We start from the raw sequence: 23,081 nt of genomic DNA on the forward strand, positions 1-23,081 counted from the left end.
GGTGGGGCAACAACAAGGCCCCGCGCACCACCAGGCGGGGCAGGCGGGGCCAGCTCGGGTTACTTGACGGCCTTGGCCACGGCGTCGGTAATCTCGGCAGTGGCGTCGGCGTAGATCACCAAGCCGCTCTTGGACGCGACGTCGCGGTCCATGATGATGCCGTACCCGTTGCTCTTGGCCACGGCACTAATTGCCGTGTCCACGGCTTTTTCGACAACCGCGATCTTGGGCTGCATCTGCTTGTCGTAGGCGTCGGCCTTAGACTGAATCGTCTTCACCAGCGTTTCGCGCGTCTGCTTGTCGGCAGCGGTGGCCGCCGTGCCCTTGGCGTCAATGGCCTTGATCTGCTTGTCAATGGCGCCCAGTTCAGCGTCGGCCTTCTTCTGAATCTCCTGAATTTCCTTGTCGGCGGGGTGGGCGGCCAGCAGTTTGGCCACGTCGACAAAACCAACTTTCTGAGGCGTCGTCTGGGCGTGGGGTGCCACCGTGCCCAGGCCGAACGCAGCCGCAAGGGCCAGGGGAGCAGCAATTTTGGCGCTAATCTTCATGGTCGGCAACGTAGCACGCATGTTTCTGAGCCGAATGAAGGTCCTCAGAGCCGCTTCACATGTGGGATCAGGCGGCGGTCAGGGCAACTGGCCCGCACCTGAGCCTCTAGACTGGGGGTCATGCTTGTACGCGACTGGATGACCCGTGACCCCGTGACTGTCACGCCCGACACACCTGTCATGGACGCCCTGCGGGTGCTGAAAGAAGGGGGCTTTCGCCGCCTGCCGGTGGTGCAGGATGGCCGCCTGGTCGGGATTACTACGCGCAAGGACCTCAAAGACGCCATGCCCAGCAAGGCCACGACCCTGAGCGTCTGGGAACTGAACTACCTGCTGAGCAAGCTGACCGTTGAAGAAATGATGGCCCGCCCGGTGGTCACGGCCGCCGAAGGCGAATACATGGAAGACGCTGCGCTGCGGATGCAGGAGCACCATGTGGGCGGCCTGCCGGTCCTCAATGACGCCGGGCAGCTGAGCGGCATCATCACCACAATGGACGTGCTGCGCGCCTTTACTGGCATTCTGGGCATGCGCGAGGGGGGCAAGCGCCTGACCCTGGACATGCCCGATGTGCCCGGCAGCCTGGAGCGCGCCACTGGTGCCATCCTGCCCAGCAACATCATCAGCGTGGCAACATTTGGCGGGGAAAATGGCCGCCGCCGCTTCGTGATGCGGGTCAACGGCGACGGAGTAAGCGACGTGCGCCAGCGCGTGCAGGCCACCGGCATTGAAGTGATGGACTGATCACAGAACCCAGATCAAGTGAGCAGGCAGCGGCGTCCACGAAACAGAGGGACGCCTCTGCGGCTCATGGGCCATGAACCAGGCCGCTTGAACACCTACGGCAAAAGGCCCGGCCGCCACATCCGACCGGGCCTTTTCCCTCTTTTCTTTACAGCAGGGACAGTGCGTACTCGCCCATCAGGCGCGGAATATTGACGCCCGTGGTCGCCACCGAATTCTTGAATTCCATCGTGTGGTTGATCTCGATAATTTTCAGGCCGCCCCACTCGTTCTGGGCCTGCGGGTCTTCAACGAGGTCAATGGCGACAATCTGGCCGTGAACGGCGGCGGCGGCGCGCACCGCCAGGTCGGCCAGTTCAGGCGTGACCGGGCAGTTGCTGGCCTTGGCCCCCCGCGCCGTGTTGGTAATCCAGTGCTCGCTGGTGCGGTAGATGGCGCCGATACACTGGCCGCCCACCACAAAAGCGCGGATGTCGCGCCCCGGCTTGTTCACCAGTTCTTGCACATAGAAGATGCCGTGCTGGGGGCCGCCCAGCACTTCCTTATGTTCGATGACGGCCTCGGCGGCGGCGCGGTCATTCAGGCGGCTGACCATACGGCCCCAGGAGCCCACCGTGGGTTTGAGCACCACCGGGTAACCCAGGTCTTCGATCAGGGCCAGGGCCGTTTCGCCGTCAAAAGCCACGCCGGTGCGCGGGGTCGGGAGCCCGGCGGCATGCAGCGCGGCGTTGGTGGCCAGTTTATCGCCGCACAGTTCGATGACGTGCGCCGGGTTGATCACCTGGACCCCAAAGCCTTCCAGGGCGCGGGTCACGCCGTGACCCCGGCTCTGGCTGACGCAGCGTTCGATGGCCACGCGCCAGGGCACGGCCGCGCGGCCCTGGTCATCGAAGGTCACCTTCAGGTGCGGGGTATACACCTTGTCGTAGGGCGTGCCCAGCGCGTCCAGGGCCTCAAAGAGCATCTTTTCATCCGGACGAATCCGGTCATACAGCACGGCAAGATCAGCCATAGCGCTGTCCAGGGCAGGCAAAGCGGCGGGCGGTCAGGTGCAGGCGCCAGCGGGGCCCCACCCGACCGCCCTGAGGCCGCCTTACTCGCCCCAGTCCTCCGCTTCCTGCGGAGCCGCTTCCAGGCGGGGGGGGTCTACCGAGACCACCTCGTACTCCACGCCAGTTTCGTCATCAATCACAAGCTCGCCCAGCTCGGGGCTGGTCAGTTCGATGGTGGCACCCGTATCAGGATTTTCAAATTGAATGATAGTCATCTTTATCTCCTCGCGTTTGATAGGTTAAACGATCTTCTACTTGGCAAACGATGCTGACTAGACAACCTTAACGGGTCTCGACTTCATCGTCGGCCAGTTCCAGCTCGAATTTGGCCTTGCAGTGGGGGCAGGTCATCAGGCTGACCTCCACGCCGTCCTGGGCGCGGGTGGTCGGGGCCGCCGCCAGCATCTCGGTCGTGACCTCAAATTCCTCGTCGCAGTGGGGGCAGGTGGTCATGGCCCCCAGCAGTTCCAGCTCGAAATCCTCGCCGCCGCCGTTGCGCGTGACTTCCATCTCGCTGTGACAGGCCGCGCAGACAATTACGTCTCCCACTGCCAGTTCGGCTCGGTCAGCGTCGGTGAGTTCCAGCACTTCCGCGCACACGGGGCAATCTACTTCCAGGGTCGCCATGACCCCAGTGTAAGGAGCGTGGCAACTCTGAGGGTCAAGCCCTCTCGCCGGGAAAACGGCCGTGCTTCTTGAAAAACGCCAGGATGCTGCCCTCTGCGAGCGCCTCACGCAGAAATTCGGGAGGCGGGGGCAGTTGCACGGTGCCGCCCGTGTGGGTCAGCAGGCCAGTGTTCACGTCCAGCGAAACTTCGGCGCCGTCATCCAGCAGGCTGGTCAGGTCGTATTCGAAGGCCGGAATCCCCAGGTTGAGGAGGTTGCGGTAATGAATGCGCGCGAAGCTGGGCGCCACGATGCCGCCAATCTGTAATTTCTTCAGGGCCTGCGGGGCGTATTCGCGGCTGGACCCCAGGCCCCAGTTGCGCCCGCCGATCAGCACGTCGCCTGGGCGCACCTGCGCCGCAAACTCGGGGCGAATGTAATGAAAGGCGAAGGTCTGAAACACGTCCTCGCCGGCCATAAAGGGGGCAAACTTGCCGGGCAGGATGTCGTCGGTGTTCACGCTGTCGCCAAACTTCCAGAGTCGGGGCATGTCAGGGCGTCCTTTGGGGCATAGGGGCCACGGCGATGGCCTCGATTTCGACCAGCAGGTCGGGGCGAAAGAAGGCGCTCACCTGCACCAGCGTGCTGGCGGGCGGCTGGGCCGTGGTCACGAACTCGTCGCGCACCCGGCGCAGCGTGCCCACCTGCGAGATGTCCAGCACGTACAGGCCCAGCTTGACCACATGGCCAAAGGTCAGGTCAGCGGCAGCCAGGGCGTGGCCGATATTCTGAAAACACTGCCGCGCCTGGGCTTCAAAGTCGCGGTCACCCACCAGAGCGCCCGCCACGTCCAGCGCCACTTGCCCGGAGATGTACAGGGTTTGGCCGCCGCTCACCTCGACCGCCGGGGTGTAGCCCATAGCCGGGGCCAGGCCCGACGGCTGAAGGAACCTCACACCGCCGCTCATGCCACGTCCCTCTGCACGTCCTGTGGCAAGCCGATGTGGCCCAGCACCGCCGTGGCCGCCGCCACCGCCGGGCTGGCCAGGTAAATCTGCGCGTCTTTGTCGCCCATGCGGCCAATAAAGTTGCGGTTGCTGGTGCTGACACAGACCTCGCCGGGGGCCAACACCCCCTGGTGGCGGCCCATACACGGCCCGCAGCCCGGCGTACCCAGCACCGCCCCGGCCCGCTGCAGGGTCAGGAGGGTGCCGTCGGCCATCGCCTGCTCCATGACCTCGCTGCTGGCGGGAATCACCAGCAGGCGTGTGCCGGCGGCCACCCGCTGCCCGCGCAGCACCTCGGCGGCGGCGTGCAGGTCCTCAATGCGGCCGTTGGTGCAGGTCCCGATAAACACCTGATCCACCCGCAAGCCCCGCAGCGCCGCCACGTCATGCACGTTGTCCACCTCGCTGGGGGCCGACATGCGCGGATTCAGCGCTGAGAGATCCAGCGTCAGTTCCCGGACATAGGTCGCGCCCTCATCCGGGTACACCCACCCAGGCACCTCGTAGCCGTAGCCGGTCAGGATTTCACCGCCCGGCACCACCAGGCCGACTTTGGCGCCCGCTTCGACGCACAGGTTGGCCAGGGTCATGCGCTCCCCGCGTGTAAAGCGGTCTCCGGCGTGCATCTCGATGCTCTGGTAGGTGGCGCCGTCGGCCCCCAGCTCCCGGATCATCTCCAGGGCGGCGTCCTTGGCCCCCACCCCAGGGCGCAGGTCGCCAGTGAACGTCACCTTGACGCTCTCAGGCACCTTCAGCCAGGTTTTGCCGCTGGCCGCCGCCAGGGCGATGTCGGTGGCGCCCATGCCGCTGCCAAAGGCAGCCACCGCGCCGTAGGTCGTCGAGTGGCTGTCGGAGCCCAGCACAATCCAGCCGGGCCGGGCCAGCCCCTCTTCCATCAGCACCTGATGACAGATGCCGCGCCCCACATCAAACAGGCGCACGCCGGTGCGGGCCGCGTACTCGCGGGCCTCTTTTTGCGCCTGCGCCACGCTGACCGTGCTGGCCGGCGCCACATGGTCAATCACGATGGACACGCGCTCAGGATATTTGGGGAGGGCCGCCAGGTCGCGCTCCATGCGCTCAATAAAGCTCTGGGCGATAGAGTCCACGACCATCACCTGGTCCACCTCGACCACGGCGAGGTCGCCGGCATACACCCGCTGCGCGCCGCGCTGGGACAGAATCTTTTCCGCCATCGTCTGTGGGCGGAGTTCGGGAACAGTCATGACCCCATCATGCCGCTTTTGACCTTCGGCAGCGTGAGTTTGACTTGAAAACTGCGGCTTTTCTTATCAAACGGAATGATGTGCCAGTCCATGATGGGCTTTAACCCGCACCACAAGCCCAGTGACCGGCTTTTTTGGACCCGGGTCAAGATATACATTCTGCACTCTGTCACAGTTCAGGCTGTACCAAAAATTCAGTTTGCCGCCGCGCGGCGCGCTTCTCAGGCCCACGCCTGCCTTGACGTGGGCGGGGCGCAGTCTGGCCGTTGGGGTGGCCCCAGGAGCCCTATGACTGTTCGCCGCTCTGCCCTGCCTGCTGCCCTGACCCTGTCTGTCCTGCTCGCCGCGTGTACGGCCCCCACGCAGCCCCCAGCGCCCGACGCGATGCTGGCCCCTGCAGCCACCCGCACCCCCACGCCCCCAGAACCGACCGCCGCACCCACGCCCACGACCGACCTCAGCAAGACCTATCCGGGGGGCCAGCCCATGACCGCGCAGGCGCTGGACAAGAGCGTGCCCCTGATTCTGGTGCATGGCCTGGGCGGTTTTGGGCGGGATGAGGCGCTGGGCCTGCGCTACTGGGGGGGCCTGCTGGACGTGGAACAGGACCTACGTGCCCAGGGCTACCGGGTCTTTACGGCCAGCATGGGGCCTGTCAGCAGCAACTGGGACCGCGCCGCCGAACTGTACGCGCAGATCAAGGGCGGCTGCGTGGATTACGGCGCCGCCCACGCCGCGCAGCATGGGCACGCCCGCACCGACCCCGCCAAGTGCTACGCCGGCTTCTATCCGGCCTGGGACGCCGCGCATCCGGTGAATCTCCTGGGGCACTCGATGGGCGGGCAGACGGCCCGCACGCTGGTCAAACTGCTGGACGACGGTCACAGTGCCAATGGGGCCAACGCCAGCGGCAGCCTGTACTCCGGAGGCCGTGCCGGCTGGGTGCGCAGCGTTATGACGGTCAGCAGCCCCAACAGCGGCAGCCCCGCCGCCGACACGCTGCAGGGCGCCATTCCCATGTTCAAGAACCTGATTCTGGCCTTTGCCGCCAGCGTGGGCGCCGCCGACCCCGAGAACTTCGTCTACAACTTTGACCTGGGTCACTGGGGCCTGACCCGCGCGCCAGGCGAGCGCTTCAGCGCCTACCAGAACCGCGTATTTGCTTCCAGAATCTGGACCAGCACCGACCAGGCCGCTTACGACCTGAGCCCCGACGGCGCGGCGGCGCTCAACCGCTGGGTCGGGCGTAGCCGCACCACCCGGTACTTCTCGTGGGAAACCAACGCCACCACGCCGGGCCTGCTGAGCGGCTGGCACTACCCTACCCTCACCATGAATCCTGTGATGTCGGTGGTGGCCTTTCCTTACGCGCCGCCCCTGAGCCCCGGTCTGGGCAACATCGGCGGGCGCAGTCCAGCGGGGGCCGTGACCTACGACCGCAGCTGGTGGCCCAACGACGGCCTGGTGCCCAACAAATCCATGAACGCGCCCCTGAATGAGACCAGCGCAGCATACAGCAGCGGTGTGACTGCGCCGGGCAGCTGGTCACGGCTGGGCCGGGTAAGCGGCTACGACCACATTGACATCACGGGGAACCTGTCCTTCCGCGACGTGAAAGCGTTTTACCGCAATCAGGCGGCGTTCCTGGCCGGCCAGAACTGAGAGAAAAGGGGTAGAGGGGTGAGGGGGCAGGCCTGAGCCCAGCACCACTGGCTGGGGAGAACGAGGCCCCGCGGCAAGGCGGCGGCCTCCTGTTCATTGGAGGACAGCCGCCGCCATCAGAGAGATAGGAGACGGCTGTGCTCCAGATCTTCAGGTGTAAGCCCCACTTCTGGCTGATCGTCGGGGCTCAGGACAGCCGTTGTTCCTGAAGCCTCTTCTTCCAAAGCCTGGAGCGGCGTTCATGTGCACTTGACCCGGCTTCTGGCCCCTGACCGGCATGGTGGGGGGCATGACCCCCTCGCCCCAGCTGCATCCCGTCACCGACGACCCTGCGTGCTACGACGACCTGCTGGCCCAGATGGCAGGCGCCCGCTTCGTGCTGATCGGTGAGGCCTCGCACGGCACCCACGAGTTTTACAAGGAACGCGCCCGCCTGACGCAGCGGCTGATTGAGGAGCGCGGGTTTGAGGCGGTGGTCGCAGAAGCCGACTGGCCCGATGCCTACCGCGTCAACCGCTTCGTGCGTGGGCAGGCGCCGGCGGACACCCGCGCCGAGGCTGCCCTGGGTGACTTTGGGCGCTTTCCACGCTGGATGTGGCGCAACGAGCCCACGCGCGACTTCGTGACTTGGCTGCGGGCGCACAATGCACGCCGTCCCCAGGCGCAGGCTGGCTTTTACGGCATGGACCTCTACAGCCTGCACCGCTCAATGGACGCGGTGGTGGCTTACCTGGAGGGTGTGGACCCGGCAGCCGCCCAGCGGGCCCGGCAGCGGTACAGCTGCTTTGAGCCGTACGGCACCGACCCGCAGAGTTACGGCCTGGCCACGGGCTACGGGGTGGCCGAACCGTGCGAGGACGCCGCAGTGGCCCAGCTGGTGGAGTTGCAGGCGCGCACGCTGCGCAGGGCAGGCGAGGACATCCTGGCCGAAGACGAGCGCTTTTACGCCGAACAGAACGCCCGCCTGGCCCTGAACGCCGAACGCTACTACCGCGAGCTGTTCCGGGGACGGCAGGACACCTGGAATCTGCGCGACACCCACATGGCCGATACCGTGGACGCCCTGGCCGGGCATCTTGAGGCCCAGGGTCAGGCGGGCAAACTGGTCGTGTGGGCGCACAACTCTCACGTGGGCGACGCGCGGGCCACCGAGGTGGGGTGGCGCCAGGATCAGGAAAATCTGGGCCAGTACCTGCGCCAGCGCCACCCTGGGCAAACCTTTGTGCTGGGCCAGACCACCTTTCAGGGCCACGTGACGGCCGCCGACGACTGGGGGCAGCCCGCGCGCCACCAGGCCGTGCGCCCCGCCATAAGCGGCAGTGTCGAAGCCGCGCTGCACGCCCTGCGGCCCTCTCACTATTGGCTGAGCCTGCGCGGCGAGGTGCCGCCTGCCCTGCAGGGCGAGCGCCTGCAGCGCTTTATCGGCGTCCTCTACCGGCCCGCTACCGAGCGGCAGAGCCACTACCTGCACACCCGCCTGGCCGAACAGTACGACGCCGTGCTGCACCTGGACCGCACGGGCGCCCTGGTGCCGCTGGACAGCCCCGGCGAACTGCCCGAGCAGGCAGAAGCTGGGGAGCAGCCGGCCACCTTTCCCAGCGGCGAATAGGTCAGGAATGCCGAGGCGCAGCGGCCCCAGAGCGCTTCTCAAATGCCAGGTTCCGCCGCCGCCTCAGCCCATTTGTGGGGCGGAGGTGGCCCAGAGTCGGCCGAGTGTGAAAGACTTAACCCCAGTGAGCTGCCTGCCCGCCCTCTCCCGTCCCCTGTTCGTGTCCTGTGTCTGCCCCGGCGCCGCCCCGCTGCCTGTCTGGAGGCCAGCGTGACGGGCGCGGCCGGGACGCTAGAGGCCCGCGTGCCCCTGACGGAACACGGCGGCGTGCTGTGCGAGCAGGCGCTGTGGCGCGGCCAGAGCGTCTTTGTCAAGACCCTGGTGGTGGACAGCCCCGAGGTGCAGCGCCGCTTTGTCCACGAAGGTCAGGTGGCGGCCAGCGTGGCGTGCCCCCTGATTGTCTCGCCGCTCCAGTGCACCCCAGATCACCTGATTTTTCCCTTTGTCCCCGGCGGCACCCTGCGCGACCGGCTGGAACAGGGCCAGCTGAATGTCGAGGAAGCCACGGCCGTCACGGCGGGGGTGCTGCTGGCGTCGGCCCACCTGCACGCGCGCGGCGTGACCCACCACGATCTCAAGCCGGAGAATGTGCTGCTGGCCGGGGGGGAGCCCAGTGCCCAGAGTGTACGGGTCATTGACTTTGGCATGAGCCACGCCAGAGGTCTGCCGCTGGATATCCACAGCGGCACACGCATGGGCACGCCGCATTTCATGGCGCCCGAGCAGTTTCTGGGGCTGCGCGGCGACCCCCGCAGCGACCTGTACTCGGCGGGCGTGCTGCTGTTCGACTGCCTGGCCGGGCACCCGCCCTACGAGGACGCGCTGGGCTGGCTGGCGGGGATTCACGAGCGGCGCGCAGCCCTTCCTGGCCCGCCAGAGCTGCACGGCGTCCTGCGCGCCGCGCTGGGCCGCCAGCCGGACGACCGCCCCAGCAGTGCGGGCGCCATGCTGGCCGAGGTTCAGGCGGCGCGCGTGGCCCTGGGGCTGGCCCCGGTGCCGGAGGACCTGTGCCCCTTCTAGCCTTTACGGGCAACCCCTTTCTGGCGGAAGAAACGCTGCGCCTGACCCTGCGGGCCCGCACGATAGACCCCCGCTCTCTTCCGCGCGTCAGCGGCGAGGACGTGACGCCGGACCTTCTGGACGCGCACCTGCAACCGGGCCTGTTTGGCGACGGCGGCGTCATCGTGGACCTGGCCGGGGTCAAGCCCGACAAGGCGCTGCTGGAGCGCCTGGCGGGCGCCGCCGTGACGGTGGCCCTGCTGGACGAGGCGCCCCCGGCCACGCGCCTGAAACTGTACGAGGCGCGCGGCGAGGTGATTCCTTCGGCCGCGCCCAGCAAGCCGGGTGACGTGACCGGCTGGGTCACCCAGCGGGCCCGCGCCCAGAAGGTGCCGCTGGATAAGGGGGCCTGCGCTTACCTGGCCGAGGTCTACGGCGCCGACCTGGCGGGCATCGCCGCCGAACTGAATAAGCTGGCGCTGCTGGACGGCCCCTTTACCCAGGAGGCTGTGCAGCGCGTGGTGGGCCTGGAGCCGCCCGGCGACAGTTTTGCCATGCTGGGCGCCGCCACCGCTGGCCGCGTCACCGAGGCCGTGACCCAGCTGCGCCGCCTGCTGGCCGCCGGCGAGGACCCCTTTAAGCTGATGGGCGCGGTGGTGTGGCAGTACAGCCTGGTCGCGCGCTGCGTGGCGCTGCAGCAGGAAGGAGGGCCGGTCAGTGAGGGCGTGGCCGCGCAGCGCCTGGGCGTCAAGCCCTACCCCGCCAAGAAGGCACTGGAGGTGGCCCGCCGCCTCAATGAAGCCAGGATTCGCACGCACCTGGAGCGTATTCTGGCCGCCGACCTGGCCATGAAGCGCGGACAGGACGCCGGCACGGTCATGGAACGCCTGGTGGTCCAGCTGAGCCTGTAAGCGTGGGCGCGCCGACTCTGCCGCACCAGCGCTGCAGCTCGTTCTTCCGCTGCTGATAACAGCGAGTGAGACTGAGTGAGCGGAGGCAGGGCGCTTTTCCAGGCGTGGCCTCTACGGTGTGCGGGCGAAGGTCAGCATCCACTGACCTTGCGGCGAGCAGCTAACTGGCAAAACGCCATCTTGAGCAATTTCTGATCCCATTAACAAACGGAGTCAAAGAGCAACGCCGCAGCCGGGGGCAGTTCTATAGGGAAGCGCGCAGAGCGGGATGACTGGCGTGACATGAACAGAGCCAGACAGGTGCCGGTGGATCAACAAAATACGCCGACCCTGCCCAGCCAAGGGCTGTCGCCTTCCTGCACAGGTGGACAGTCCCTCTCTGTCCCAGTGAGGTGGCTAGCTCCGCACCCATAAGCCGTTTGACACGTCTGCCCGTCCTGAAACCACCTCAGGTTCATGTCGAAGCGGCTCCAAGTTCTGCCACGAGGAGCACCTGGGCCTGCTTCTCTTTGTTCCTGACCAGGCATTCGCCGCAGCGCAGGAACAGCACCCTCTGTTCCTGGCTTGTCCCAGGGGCCCGGCTAAGGTCAGTGCAGGTTCAGTGCGCCCCGCAGGCGGCGGAACCAGCCCCCACCGGGCCACCGCCTGCACCCTGGAGGAACTACATGAAAAAAGCTGTTGTCCTGGCCACCCTGCTCCTGAGCAGCTCTGCTTTCGCCTCTTACCAGTCCTGGGCTGGCGGCGCTCCCAAGCGCACAGCAGCGGTGCAGGTGGACGGTGTCACCCGCCCCAGTGAAGCCCCGGACGGTGCCACGCGGCCCAGCGACGTCTCGGGTGCAGCCACCGAAGGAGCAGGTCGCCCCAGTGACCTGAGCCCTCAGGGCGGCATCAACGCCATCTGAATTCAGCAAGCCCAACCTGCACTCACCGACCATCCGGCCCTGCTCGGGTGGTTTTCCTCTGCCCTTTCCCAAACCCCCTGCCGCCTTTTCCCCCAAGGAGTGCTGAACTTGAACGTCTTCCGTATTGTTACCCTTATGCTGGCTGGCGCCTGCGCCCTTGCCTCGTGCAGCCAGACCGCCGAGCTGCCTTCCGCCTCTGTCTCGGCTGCGGCGCCGCAGCCGACGCTGCTCTCGGCCCAGGCCATCAGCAACCGCACCGACATCGTCAACCGGGCCAAAGCGTGGGTGGCGGCGCGCGTGCCCTACAGCCAGACCACGCTGCGCGACGGCTACCGCCAGGACTGCTCGGGCCTGGTCAGCATGGCCTGGGGCCTGAGCACCGCAGGCACCTGGGGCGGCCCCAACACGGCCACGCTGCCGGGGTACGCCGACAAGATTGGCTATAACGACCTGCTGCCCGGCGACGCTGTCAACAACCCCCGGACAGGCAACGACGGCCATGTCGTGCTGTTCGTGGAATGGAAGACCCCCAATGAGGTCAACAAGCCGAATGACCGCGTGTTCATCGCTTACGAGGAGAATGGTGGGGCAGGCAAGGCCATCCGTTCAGAATTGACCCTGCGCAAGTTAACCAACGGCCGCTACACCATCGTGCAATACGGCGGCGAGTACGACCTGCTGCGCTCCAAAGCGGTGACTTCTGCGCCGCCCTCACCACTCCCCACGGTGACCCACAGCGGCAACGGCGACCTGACGGCGGGCGAAGGCCTGATGGCCAATGGGGACTCGGTGCTCTCGAACAATGGGCAGTACCGCCTGGCCATGCAGGCCGATGGAAACCTGGTGCTCTACAGCGCAAGCGGCAGCCCGCGCATCATCCCGACCGGCACCTACGGCAAACCCGTTCACCGCCTCATCATGCAGAGCGACGGCAATCTGGTCATCTACGGCACGGGCAACCAGGCGCTGTGGGCCACGAACACCTCCGGCCGCGCGGGTGCCTGGCTGGCCATTGAGGACGGCGGCGCCCTGGTCCTGTGGCACGGCTCGCAGGTCGCGTGGCGCAGCGGGCCGGGCGGGTCACCCACGCCGACCCCACCGCCACCAACCCATAACGGCGACGACCTGCTGACGAGCGGCGAGGGCCTGAGCGCCACCGACGACTGCTTTCATTCCAGTGATGGGCGCTATCACCTGTGCCTGCAGAGCGACGGCAACCTGGCGCTGTACGGTCCCAGCGGGGTGCTGTGGACCACCAACACCGCCGGACGCGGCCACCAGCTGCGGATGCAGGCGGACGGCAATCTGGTGCTGCTGGACGCCGGAGGCGCGAAGATCTGGGACACCGGCACGGGCGGCCACCCCGGCGCCGCTCTGGCGGTGCAGGTGGACGGCAATCTGGTCGTGTACCACAACGGGAACGTCATCTGGCAGCGGTAGACCGCACGAAGAACCAGAGGCCACACCAGGCGTTATTCTGGGCGGCCTCCAGTTCGAGAGAGAAACTTTTACTTCAGGGTCGAGAGGGCGGTATACAGCTCATTGACCTGCGAAGGCAGCACCACGATGTAAGGCTGGTCGTTCACGATTCGGGCCTGGGCCTTGAGCAGAAAGCCAGTCAGCAGAGAAAGACCCTGCCCACGGGCCTGCTCGCTGCCCGGCGAATCCCAGAAGCCTTCAGTCAGGCCCCGCCGCAACTGGTCCAGCAGGGCCTGAGACAGGCGGCCCATCGCGCCCGCCTCAAGATTCACTGTTCCGCCGTCCGGCACGATAATGACGCCCGAGTTGGGCATGTACTCGCGCACGCGGTTCAGTTCCTCCAGGGCCGCCCGGTAGCTGGGGCCACGGTCGCAGCGACTTGGGCAGGAGGGCAGCGCCGCCGCTGACAGCGCGGCTTGAGGCGCTGCATTGACCGGCACTTCCGTTACTGCTTCACCGCACGCCGTCAGCATGACCACCAGCATGACCCATAGACCTTTCTTGGCTTTCCTCACAGATTCAGCTCCTTCTTCTCGGCGTCTCTGGCCGAAGCGCCTGCAGTATGGACCGAGCACAGGAACAGAGCAGGAACAACGCCCTCTTCTACTGTGCCACACGGCTTCTGTCCGTCACGGTAACAGATCGGAACAGGGGGCCTGGTGCCCTGCGAGAGTGAGACCAATGGCCGCGTTCAGACAAGACCATTCTGATATTGAGGCCTGCCAAAGAGTCCACTGACAGACTTTGTAATCGCCAGAGGCCTAGCTGATCGACAACCTCTGAAGCCTTCTGCTCCAGACGGCTCTCAGAGCGACCCTGATTTTTACCCCTCAACTGCTTTGAGGTGAGTAACTTTACAGAGCAATGTCACAAAACAACTGTTAACGACTCGGTGGCGGCACTATCCCAGCATCATTGGACCGGAAGACCGCTGCGAATCTATTTCCGCTTGAGTTCTGAAGTTACAAGTCGCGCAGGGTAAAGCCGGGGGCCTCGTTCAGTTCATCTAGAAGACGGCGGGCGTACCGGGCGTAGGCACGGTCAGCCGCCCCCTGATCACCCAGCCTCAAGTGACCGCGCAGCAGGCCGCGCTGGGCCTGTTCATTCATGGGGTCCAAGTCGGCTGCGCGTGTATACGCCCACAGTGACAGCGCCGAATCGGTGGCCTGCGTCTGCGCCCCCAGGGTCAGGGCCGCTGCCAGCGTCTCGGCTTCCACCTCACCCCGGAGCTCGGCGATCCATTCAGCGTCCTGCTGCGGCAGAAACGGGCCGGCGTAAGCTTCTGCAGCGCGGCGCAGCGCTTCTGGCTCTCCAGACGCCAGAGCAGCGCGGGCCAGGCGGCTATCCAAACACACCTCAAACTCCTCGGCCAGGCGGTACAGTCCCGCCTCGAACGGCAGAGGATTGAACGTGACCGCCGGATGGGCCGCCAGCGCGCAGCGTAACTGCCGGACCGCCACCCGGAAATGTTCACCGTGCCGCCGTTCTGCCGAGCCGTCCCACAGGGCGTCCACAATGCGCTCCCGCGTGCCGGGGCCATGCAGGGCCAGCCACACCAGAATCTCGCCAGATTTAGCCCTGGGAAGATGCAGAGGCTCGCTCTGAACCTGGACCCGGAGGCTGCCCAGGGTCAGCAGGTCCAGCCGCAAACAGGGAACGCCCGGCGCAGCGGGGTAGGCCGGGTGCCCAGTGGTCACTTCACCGGCTCCCTGGCACAGGGCGAACAACTCCGTCAGCACCGCCGCGTCGGCACGGAGCACGCTGCGTTCGGGGTGCTGCAGGGCAAGGCGCAGAGGGGCCAGGTGGGCCGCCTGAACGCGGCCCACCTGCCGGGCCAGTTCGGCCAGATACGCCTGCGCCCGTTCCTGGACGCCGAACGCCGCCCTGGACTGGGCGGCCTGAGCAAAGTAAGTCTGGGCCGCTGCCCAGTCCCGCTGCTCAAAGGCAAAAAGCCCCTCACACAGCGCCAGCTGATGGGCGGATTCACTGGCGCCGTGCGGCGCCGCGTGCCGCGCCCGCGTCAGCGCCTCGTTGGCGGCCGGCAGGTCACCGCAGCGCAGCGCCGCTTCGGCCAGCCCTGGCCAGATCAGCGGCGGCAGAGTGTCCAGCTTAAAAGCCGCGCTGCCAGCCAGCGCCGCCCCGTACAGCGCCCTGGCCTGCTCGTACTCCCCTGCAGCCCGGTGCAGGTCGCCCAGCGTGGCCTGAAGCAGCGGCTGCATGATGCTGCCTTCCTGTGTGGCCAGAGTCAGCGCCTGCGTGCCCACTGTCAGCCCCTCGTCAATCCGGCCCTGCCCCTGGAGGAGACAGGCCAGGTCGTTCTGAAGTGCCAGCGCCCGGCTGGGCATCCCGAGCGCCTGATAGACCTCCAGCCCCCGGCGCAGCGCCCGTTCGCTGTCCAGCGGCTGCCCCAGCACCATGTATGCCTCATGGACCAGCGCCAGGGCCGCGCCTAACCCCAGCAGATCATCTTCAGCCTCGGCCTGCTCAGCAGCGGCCAGCGCCTCCTGTAAGCCCGCGGCCAGCTCGCCACAACCCAGCAGGGCACTGGCGCGCAGACGCCGCAGGCTCAGGGTCGGTTCGTCCGGCTGGGTCAGGGCCAGGCCCTCATCGGCCAGGGCCAGCTGCTCCTGAAAGCGCCCACTGCGGGCCGCCAGCGTGCCCAGGGCAAACAACAGGCGGCGGTCGCGGTGACCCTCGGCCCGCAGGGTTCGCAAGAGCGCCTCGCCGCGCGCCGCCTCTCCGGTTTCCAGCAGGGCCTGGCCCCAGGCCCGGCGCAGCTGTGGGGTCAGGTGGACTTCGGGCAACTGCTCGACCACCTGGCGCACCAGCCGGGGTTCCCAGCGCACCTCGTACCGGCGCACCAGCCGCTCAGCCAGCGCCAGCGCCGTGTCCTGCGCGCCCGCTTTCAGGTAATGCCCCAGGGCGCGCACCTCCTCGCCGTCGGCCTCGGCCGCCTGCCCGGCCGCCAGATGCAGCTGCTGGTGGCGCTCTGGCTGCGCGCGCAGTTCAGCTTCCAACAGGTTCAGCACCAGGCGGTGAGGCCGCGCAGCCTCGCCCCCCAGCGGCGTCAGGGGCAGGCCCACTGCCCGCGCCACGCGCAGCCAGCCTGTGGGCAGGGCCACGCCCAGCCGCGCCAGCCCTGCCTCATGCCAGGTGTCGGCCACCGCCGCTTCGGGTAGCCGAACACGGACCTCGGGCGGCAGGCGGCCCAGCACATCGCGCAGCAGGTCATCGGGCAGCAGCAGGGGCGCGGCGCCGCTGGCCACCAGGGCCAGGCCCGCTGGCCAGCCTTCCAGGGCCTGATGGGCGGCCTCGGGCGACTGAGCGGCCTGCCGACCAGCAAAATACGTCTGGGTTTCGGGCAGAGAAAATGCCAGATCCTCTGCGCCCAACAGCCGCGCCGTTCCGGCAGCCAGATGGCGCGACAGCTGCAGAGGTGGGCGCTCGCAGCCGCTCAGCAGCAGGCGGTGGCCCTCGCCCAGGGCGCCCACCAGGACGTCCAGCCAGCGGCCAGCGGCAGTCCCCAGCAGGTCGGCGCCGTCCAACACCAGGTCCAGGTTCGCCGGGGCGCCGTCCAGGTCACGGGCCAGGGCCTGGGCGCGCGCGGCAGGCGCGGGCGACAGCTGGGCCGCCTGCCACTGCGGCACCTGCACCTCTGGCAGGGCCGCCTTCAGCGCCGCGACCACCGCCTGTTCCAGGGCGCCGCTCTCGGCGTGATCCTCCTGCACGGTCAGCCAGGCCACGGCGCGGGCAGTCTGGCGTGCATGCTGGGCCAGCGCCGTCGTCTTGCCGTACCCGGAGGGCGCGACCAGCACGACCAGCGGGGTCTCGGCCTCGGCCAACGTGGCCGCCACACTGGCGCGCGGCAGTTCACCGCGCAGAGGCCGCGGAATAACTGGACTGAGTTGGAGGTGTGCCATCGCCCGCCCTTCCCGCCCCGGTGTCTGGGCGGCGCGACCAGTGAGACGGATTTCGCTTCATTCCGGCACAGCTGGGAAGGCGCTGTCTGCGTCTCCAGAGCACGAAATCCGCCGTTTCTCCTTCTCGCTTCACCCGGAGTTCATCGGTGTCCGTAGGAGTCCCGGACGCCCAGTCTACGGGGTGAGGCAGGCTTAGGGCTGCCCCCATCGGCCTGACCAGATGGCGGATGCGGCGGCCGGGGGACCACCTGATCAGCCTGTGAGCTAGGCCTCCCCGGCCTCTTCACTTTCCACGCGCGTTTCCACCACAATGTCGCTATTCAGTGAGGCCGCCACCGAGCAGTATTTCTCGTGGCTCAGATGCGCGGCCCGGTGCAGCGCCTCTTCGGTGATGCCCGCGCCGCTGGCAATGTGACGCACCGTAATTTGCGTGTAGCGCTTCGGGGTGGTCTCGGCGCGCGTGCCCTCGACCTCAATGCGGTAGCGGGCCAGCGGGGTGCGGCGCTTTTGCATGATTTCCACCACGTCGTAGGCGGTGCAGGTGGCCAGGGCGCCCAGCAGGGCCTCCATGGGCGACACGCCCACCTTGACGGCACTGTTGTCAATCAGCAGCTGGTGGCCGCTTTCACTGACGCCCAGGTAGCGCTGCTCGCCCAGCCAGGTCACATTCAGGGTCTTTTTCATGCCCTCTACGCTAGCGCGCCCCCAGGGCCTGTTTCCTGCGGGGTGTCCAGGTCGCCGTCCAGACCAGGGCTCAGTTCGGTGTCCAGGCCGGCGTCATCGTCTTCCTCGGGCAGTGGCAGGCGCACACGGAAGGTCGCGCCGCCGCCCGGCGTGTCCACGACATCAATGGTGCCGCCGTGCGCTGTGACCACCTGCTGCGCGATGGTCAGGCCCAGGCCCGCCGACCCCGCCTCCTTGCCCCGGTAAAACTTGTCGAAGATGCGCGGCTTGACGGCGTCGGGAACGCCGGGGCCGTGGTCCACCACCCTCACTTCCAGCTCGCCGGGGCGCGGCTCGATCTCCAGCCCCACCAGCTCGGCGCTGCCAGTGACGCGCACGGCGTTGGTCACCAGATTGACAAACACCTGGGTCAGGCGCCCAGGGTCTCCCACAATCTCGTAGGCGCCCTCTGGGGCCCGCACACCGTAATCCCGGCCCACCTGCCGCAGCAGCTGTCCCAGATTCATGAAGTGCATTTCGATGCTCTGGACCAACTCGCCGCGCGAGAGTTGCAGCAGGTCGTTGACCAGGCGGGTCATGTTCTCGGCCACGCGCTGGGCGTCCATCAGGGTCTGCGAGCCGCCGGCCTCGCGCTCGGCGCGGCGCAGGTAGCCGTGCAGGGCGGTCAGCGGCGTGCGCAGTTCGTGGCTGGTCTCGGCCAGAAAGGTCTTTTGCAGGTTCAGGGCCTCTTCCAGCTGCCGGGCCTGAACCTCCAGCACCTGACTCTGGCGCTCGGCGGTGTTGCGCAGGCGCTCGACCTCTTGCAGGCGGGCCCGGAGATTCTCGTTCAGCTGCCGGATTTCCTGCTCGGCGCGCGCGCGCTGCTGCTGGGATTCCACCTCGGCCATGGCGCGGCGAATGCTGGACGGCAGGCGTTCCAGGCGCTGCTTGAGGATGTAGTCCGTGACGCCCTCGCGCAGCGTGTCCACCGCCGTCTCCTCGCCCATCGCGCCGGTCACGATGATGAACGGCACCTGCGGCCAGCGGGCGCTGGCGGCGCGGTAGGCGCTCAGGCCGTCGTAGCTGGGCAGCGCAAAGTCGCTGAGAATCAGGTGCGGCGCGGCAGCGTCCAGGGCCGCCACAAACCCGGCCTCGTCCTCCACCCGCGTGACCTCGACGCTCCAGGGCAGGTCGTCAATGTGCATGGTGACCAGCTCATGGTCCAGTTCGTTGTCTTCGAGGTGCAGAATTCTGAGCTGGCCTTCCTCACCGGGCAGGGTCTGCGCGGTCACGCCGGCCCACCCACCGGCAGCGTGACCGTGAAGGTGGCCCCCTCGCCCGGTTGGCTGTCGGCGCTCACGGCGCCCCCATGACGCAAAACGATGCGGCGAACGTTCGCCAGGCCAATGCCGATGCCTTCAAATTCATCGGCGCGGTGCAGACGTTGAAACACACCAAACAGTTTATCCGCGTAACGGGGGTCAAAGCCCACGCCGTTGTCCCGCACTGTGAGCTGCACCTGGCCGCCCTGAGCGTCAGCCGTGACCCAGATGCGCGCGGGGTCACGGCCACGGGTGTATTTCAGGGCGTTGGACAGCAAGTTGGTCATAACCAGGCCCAGCAGCGCCTCGTCCCCCTGCACCTGGGGCATCGCCCCTGGCAGCTCAAAGGCCACGTCGCGGCCTGCGCGGTCGGGCTCCAGGCCCCGCCAGCTGCTCAGGGTCAGGTCACGCAGATTGACGGGCACCCGGCGCAGTTCCTGGCGGCCCATGCGGGAAAAAGACAGCAGGTCGTCAATCAGCTGGCTCATGCGGCTGGCCGAGTCCCGGATGACACCCAGGTAGCGCCCGCTCTTGGGCGGCAGCCCCTCGCCGAGGTCCTTGCCCAGCAGGTCGGCAAAGCCCACGATATGCCGCAGCGGCGTGCGCAGGTCGTGGCTGACGCTGTAACTGAAAGCTTCGAGTTCGCGGTTGGCGCCTTCCAGGTCCAGGGTGCGCTGGGCCACCCGCTCTTCGAGGGACTGGTTGAGCTGTTGCAGGTCGGCCTGGGCCGCCAGCACCCGCTCCTGCAGGCGGTCGTTGCTGAGCGCCGAGGCAAACCGCTGCGCGAGTTCCTGGGCCAGGTCCGAGTCGCGGCTGGTGATGGTCTGGCGGTACAGCAGCCCCAGCACGCCTTCAAGCACCCCGCCGCGTCCCACCAGCGGATAGAACACGGCGCCGGTGGCGCTGACGCGGTGCAGCGCCGGGTCGTGGTCAATAAATACAGGGTCTTCGGTCTGCAGCACCCGCTCGATAGCCTGCGCCGCCACGAGGTGCAGCGCCGCCGCGTGCCAGGTGGCCCCCGGCGAAGACGTGGCCACCAGCCGGGTGGGCTGCACCGTCCACAGGGCGCCGCTGTCGGCCACGCGGGCGCTGAGGCGGGCCAGGGCCGCGCGGTAGCGGTCATGGCGAATGTGGTCGCCGTCCTCGCTGCGGGCCGTCAGTTCCTCGGTCACGTCGGCCAGCAAGCGGGCGGCGTTCTCGGCATAGACCGAGTCGTCCACGTCGGTGCTCGTGCCCACCCACTCAATGACGCGCCCTGCGGCGTCGCGCACCGGCAGGCCGCGCGTGACGAAGGTGCGGTAGGCGCCGTCCTCGCCGCGCAGGCGGTGCTCGGCTTCAAAGGGCCGGCCCTGGCGCAGGGCCACCTGCCACCGGCGCCCATAGTCCTCGCGCTCATCGGGATGCAGCAGGGGCAGAAAGCCCAGGGCCGCGCGGTCCTGGCCCACGAACGCCGTCCACTGCCGGTTGAAATACAGCGCCTGACCACTCGGGTCAGCCAGCCACACGATTTGCGGCATGCCTTCGATGACGCCCCGGTAGCGCTCCTCGTTGCGCTGGGCCAGCCGCTCGGCGTGCAGGCGGTCATGAATGTCGGTGGCGGTGGTCACCCAGCCGGTCACGCGGCCCTGCTCGCCGGTCATGGGCACCAGTTTCAGCACAAACCAGCGTTCCTCGCCGTCCAGACTGAGGCGCGCCTCGGTCTGCGCGCCCTGCTCGGCGGCCACAGCGCCGCGCCACATGTCCAGGTAAGCGTCGCGGTCACTGGCCGCCACGTGGCCCAGCAGATTGCCCGCCCCCAGCCGCGCGGCGTGCTGCCGGTTGACAAAGGTCACCTCGCCGCTGGAATCGCTGACCTGAACGATGTGCGGAATGGCGTCCAGAATGCTGCGCGAACGCCGTTCCTCGGCCTGCAGGGCGCGCTCGGCGGCCACACGCTCGGTCACGTCCCGGATGACCTCCAGCACCCCCAGCCGCTCACCGGCCCGGCCCAGCACCTCGGAGCGCTGGGTCTCGCCCGAGAACTGGGTGCCGTCCACGCGGGCGTAGGGGGTGGTCAGGGCCTGAAAGGTCGCGCGCCCGTCCAGGCGGCGGTCCAGGTGCAGGCTGCCCAGCCGCTGCCCGGTCAGCGCCTCAGCTGTGGTGCGAAACTGCGCGGTCAGGGCCGGGTTAACCATGCGGATGCGCCCGTCCTCGTCGGTAAAGGCGGCGGCGTCCTGCATGGCGTGAAAGATGGCCTCGAACTCGGCGCGCGCCTGTTCCTGCCGGGTACGGGCCTGGGCCAGCGACACGTTCAGGGCCTCGGCGCGGCCCCGGGCGTCCACCTGCGACTTGACCAGCAGGTAGGACGCCCCGGCGATCAGCAGGCCCAGCAGAAACACCAGCGCCGGCACCCACGCCGCCATGTCACGCGCAAAATCGGGGCCGGCGCCAAAGGCCATCACCCAGTCCTGACCCACGATCTGCTGCGGCACCTGCACGGTAAAGGTCTGCCCCGCCGTATCGGGCGGTGCCGCCACCAGCGAGGCGCCCGCCAGGCGCACGTCCACCAGCAGTCGCCCCCCCTGAAGCGGGGCCAGCTCCTGCAAAAAGTGGTCGGCGCGCACCGCCACATACAGAAAACCTTCTAAGTCACCCCCTGATACCGCGCCGCGCCACACCGGCAGCATCACCAGAAACCCGCGCAGCGGCTGGCCCTGGCGGTCGCGCTGCAACAGCGGCAAGACCCCTGTGGCGTGGGCGCGGCCCTGCTGCCGGGCCAGGTCAAAGCTGAGACGGCGGATGGGCTCGCTGTACATGTCAAAGCCCAGGGCGCGGCTGTTTTCCGTGTTCAGCGGCCCCACCAGGGCAATCACGGCCCGCTGCGCCTGCGGCTGGTCGGCCTGACGCACCTGAAAGCCCGGATTGCCCGCGTCCCGCAGGGCCTGCACCAGCGCCGGGGTCTGCGCCGCCGTGACCCAGGCCGCGTACCCCACCGCCTGCACGCCGGGATACCGCCGGGGCAGGTCCACGCCGTCCACGTACCGCGCAAAGGTGGCCTCGCTCAGGGTGCCGCCCTGGGCCTGCCAATTGGCCCGCGTGGCCTCCAGCAGCCGCTCGTACACCAGCAAGCGGCCCCGCAGCGACTGGCTGTAGACCCCCGCCTCCCGTTCAAAGCGGCTGCGCTGCTGTTCCCGGACTAAGGCGTTCACCACCAGCGCCACCGCCAGGGTCAGTACCAGCACCAGCACCATGACCACCAGCGGCGCCTGGGGAGCGCGCAGGCGCCGTCTCATGCCTGATCCCCAGGTGCTGCTGGTTGGGGAACCAACGCGTCCAGAAACACCTGGGCCGGCACCTCGGCGCTGGTCCAGGCGGTGAAGGCCAGCCGCGCCTGATGGGCCAGCATCCCCAGGCCGTTGGCGGCGCGCAGCCCCAGGGCGCGGGCGTCCCGCATCAAGCAGGTTTCCAGCGGCTTATAGACCATGTCGTACACCAGGGCGTGGGCAGGCAGTTGGGCCAGCCACGCCGCGTCCAGCGGGGTCTCTGTGGGGGCATTCAGGCCCGCGCTGCTGGCGTTGATGACCAGAGAGACCTCTGGCCAGGGCACCGCCTGGGCTTCGGCGGCGACCACCTGAAACTCTGCGTCCGGATTGGCCCAGGCCTGCGCGATGGCCTGGGCCCGCCCAAAGGTGCGGTTGACCACCCAGACGTTCTGCTCTCCCAGAATCAGGGCGGTGTACACGGCGGCCCGCGCGGCGCCGCCAGCCCCCAGGACCACCACATTGCCGCCTTGCTCCCAGGCGTACCCCTCTTCAGAGAGCGCCTGCCACAAGCCTGGCGCGTCCGTGTTGTCGCCGGTCAACTGCCCTTCTCGGTGCACCACGGTGTTCACCGCTCCGATGGCCCGCGCGGCAGGCGTCAGGTCATCCAGCAGCCCCAGCGCCGTTTCCTTGTGCGGCAGGCTGAGGTTGGCGCCCAGTACCCCCGGTTGACGCAGGGTCTCCAGCGCCGCTGGCAGGTCGGCGGCCGGCACGCGCCGGGCTTCATATGTGCCCGCCAGGCCAGCCGCCTGGAACGCCGCGCCGTGCATCGCGGGGGACAGGGAATGCGCGGCCGGGTCGGCAAACAGGAAGGCGCGCAGAGGTGTAGCGTCCGGCAGGCTCACGCCGCCAGTCTACCCGCGCTGCGCCGATGTCCGCTGCCGGGGGCCAAGCTGCCCCGCCAGCCTGTCTCTGAACGAACGCTCAAGGGCGTCCGGCCGCCGCCCGCACCATTCCCTGGCAGTTGGCCCTGTGCAGCCCTGCGGTTTTCTCTTGCGTCAGAGGCCACGCAGCGCCCTGACCCCCCGCCAGATGGCACAGAGGTCCGGTACGCCAATGCACCCAGGGCAAATGTGCCCCGGCACACGCCGCACCCCCCCAGAGGCGCACAGAATGAAACGCGAACTTGAGG

At 67.8% G+C, this 23,081-nt stretch carries 21 protein-coding genes; 7 read left to right on the forward strand and 14 right to left on the reverse strand.

Translation table 11 applies throughout. The features are described from left to right. Window positions 1–59: 59 nt before the first annotated feature. Window positions 60–548 (reverse strand): OmpH/Skp family outer membrane protein, encoded by a 489-nt coding sequence (locus tag GO986_RS05500; RefSeq protein ID WP_157458272.1) that lies wholly within the window; start codon window positions 546–548, stop codon window positions 60–62. A 120-nt stretch (window positions 549–668) separates the two neighbouring features. Here GO986_RS05500 and GO986_RS05505 point away from each other — a divergent pair, with 120 nt between their 5' ends. Next, entirely contained in the window at window positions 669–1,292 is a 624-nt protein-coding gene (locus tag GO986_RS05505; RefSeq protein ID WP_157458273.1) for a CBS domain-containing protein, read from the forward strand. Window positions 1,293–1,440: 148 nt separating this feature from the next. On the opposite strand, the gene lysX is transcribed toward GO986_RS05505, so the two are convergent. The 7 genes from lysX to GO986_RS05540 form a co-directional block, all read right to left on the reverse strand. Continuing rightward, window positions 1,441–2,304 (reverse strand): lysine biosynthesis protein LysX, encoded by an 864-nt coding sequence (gene lysX, locus GO986_RS05510; protein WP_157458274.1) that lies wholly within the window; start codon window positions 2,302–2,304, stop codon window positions 1,441–1,443. A gap of 81 nt (window positions 2,305–2,385) precedes the next feature. Continuing rightward, window positions 2,386–2,559, reverse strand: a complete 174-nt coding sequence (gene lysW / locus GO986_RS05515) for a lysine biosynthesis protein LysW (protein ID WP_157458275.1) — start codon at window positions 2,557–2,559, stop codon at window positions 2,386–2,388. 67 nt (window positions 2,560–2,626) lie between these two features. Next, window positions 2,627–2,971 carry a hypothetical protein gene (locus GO986_RS05520; RefSeq protein ID WP_157458276.1) on the reverse strand — a complete coding sequence of 115 codons (345 nt, stop codon included), beginning with the start codon at window positions 2,969–2,971 and terminating at the stop codon, window positions 2,627–2,629. A gap of 34 nt (window positions 2,972–3,005) precedes the next feature. Then, window positions 3,006–3,500 (reverse strand): LeuD/DmdB family oxidoreductase small subunit, encoded by a 495-nt coding sequence (locus GO986_RS05525; protein ID WP_157458277.1) that lies wholly within the window; start codon window positions 3,498–3,500, stop codon window positions 3,006–3,008. Between the two features lies 1 nt (window position 3,501). After that, window positions 3,502–3,906, reverse strand: a complete 405-nt coding sequence (locus tag GO986_RS05530) for a RidA family protein (RefSeq protein WP_369409177.1) — start codon at window positions 3,904–3,906, stop codon at window positions 3,502–3,504. Between the two features lie 8 nt (window positions 3,907–3,914). Beyond that, complete coding sequence (locus GO986_RS05535) at window positions 3,915–5,183, reverse strand: 3-isopropylmalate dehydratase large subunit (RefSeq protein ID WP_157458279.1); 1,269 nt, start codon at window positions 5,181–5,183, stop codon at window positions 3,915–3,917. Beyond that, window positions 5,180–5,332: a hypothetical protein gene (locus GO986_RS05540; protein WP_157458280.1), complete on the reverse strand. Its 153-nt coding sequence runs from the start codon at window positions 5,330–5,332 to the stop codon at window positions 5,180–5,182. Before GO986_RS05540 ends, GO986_RS05535 begins: the two co-directional genes overlap by 4 nt. Before the next feature lie 139 nt (window positions 5,333–5,471). Between GO986_RS05540 and GO986_RS05545 the strand changes: the two genes are divergently transcribed. The 6 genes from GO986_RS05545 (at window position 5,472) to GO986_RS05570 (ending at window position 12,706) form a co-directional block, all read left to right on the forward strand. After that, a complete protein-coding gene (locus tag GO986_RS05545) occupies window positions 5,472–6,845 on the forward strand; it encodes an esterase/lipase family protein (protein WP_157458281.1) in 1,374 nt (457 codons plus the stop codon). Between the two features lie 289 nt (window positions 6,846–7,134). After that, window positions 7,135–8,454, forward strand: a complete 1,320-nt coding sequence (locus GO986_RS05550) for an erythromycin esterase family protein (RefSeq protein WP_232337463.1) — start codon at window positions 7,135–7,137, stop codon at window positions 8,452–8,454. 210 nt (window positions 8,455–8,664) lie between these two features. After that, window positions 8,665–9,474, forward strand: a complete 810-nt coding sequence (locus GO986_RS05555) for a serine/threonine-protein kinase (RefSeq protein WP_369409178.1) — start codon at window positions 8,665–8,667, stop codon at window positions 9,472–9,474. Next, window positions 9,462–10,364 carry a DNA polymerase III subunit delta gene (holA, locus tag GO986_RS05560; RefSeq protein WP_369409179.1) on the forward strand — a complete coding sequence of 301 codons (903 nt, stop codon included), beginning with the start codon at window positions 9,462–9,464 and terminating at the stop codon, window positions 10,362–10,364. Before GO986_RS05555 ends, holA begins: the two co-directional genes overlap by 13 nt. 665 nt (window positions 10,365–11,029) lie before the next feature. Further along, complete coding sequence (locus GO986_RS05565; RefSeq protein ID WP_157458284.1) at window positions 11,030–11,266, forward strand: hypothetical protein; 237 nt, start codon at window positions 11,030–11,032, stop codon at window positions 11,264–11,266. 135 nt (window positions 11,267–11,401) lie between these two features. Continuing rightward, complete coding sequence (locus GO986_RS05570) at window positions 11,402–12,706, forward strand: hypothetical protein (protein ID WP_157458285.1); 1,305 nt, start codon at window positions 11,402–11,404, stop codon at window positions 12,704–12,706. A 68-nt stretch (window positions 12,707–12,774) separates the two neighbouring features. On the opposite strand, the gene GO986_RS05575 is transcribed toward GO986_RS05570, so the two are convergent. From GO986_RS05575 to aroE, 6 genes are all read right to left on the reverse strand, one after another. Next, on the reverse strand, window positions 12,775–13,260 hold the full coding sequence (locus GO986_RS05575) for a hypothetical protein (RefSeq protein ID WP_157458286.1): 486 nt from the start codon (window positions 13,258–13,260) through the stop codon (window positions 12,775–12,777). Between the two features lie 447 nt (window positions 13,261–13,707). Next, the gene (locus tag GO986_RS05580; protein WP_157458287.1) at window positions 13,708–16,665 is read right to left on the reverse strand and encodes an AfsR/SARP family transcriptional regulator; all 2,958 of its coding nucleotides are present in this window, start codon (window positions 16,663–16,665) and stop codon (window positions 13,708–13,710) included. 264 nt (window positions 16,666–16,929) lie between these two features. Further along, on the reverse strand, window positions 16,930–17,349 hold the full coding sequence (locus GO986_RS05585) for an OsmC family protein (RefSeq protein ID WP_157458288.1): 420 nt from the start codon (window positions 17,347–17,349) through the stop codon (window positions 16,930–16,932). A 5-nt stretch (window positions 17,350–17,354) separates the two neighbouring features. After that, window positions 17,355–18,620 (reverse strand): hybrid sensor histidine kinase/response regulator, encoded by a 1,266-nt coding sequence (locus GO986_RS05590; RefSeq protein WP_439648702.1) that lies wholly within the window; start codon window positions 18,618–18,620, stop codon window positions 17,355–17,357. Beyond that, window positions 18,617–21,922: a CHASE domain-containing protein gene (locus GO986_RS05595; RefSeq protein ID WP_157458289.1), complete on the reverse strand. Its 3,306-nt coding sequence runs from the start codon at window positions 21,920–21,922 to the stop codon at window positions 18,617–18,619. The genes GO986_RS05590 and GO986_RS05595 overlap by 4 nt, the downstream gene beginning before the upstream one ends. Further along, window positions 21,919–22,794, reverse strand: coding sequence for a shikimate dehydrogenase (aroE, locus tag GO986_RS05600; protein ID WP_369409180.1), 876 nt, complete (start codon window positions 22,792–22,794; stop codon window positions 21,919–21,921). Before aroE ends, GO986_RS05595 begins: the two co-directional genes overlap by 4 nt. Window positions 22,795–23,081: the final 287 nt, after the last annotated feature.

This window comes from Deinococcus arboris (assembly GCF_009755355.1).
Classification (GTDB): domain Bacteria; phylum Deinococcota; class Deinococci; order Deinococcales; family Deinococcaceae; genus Deinococcus; species Deinococcus betulae.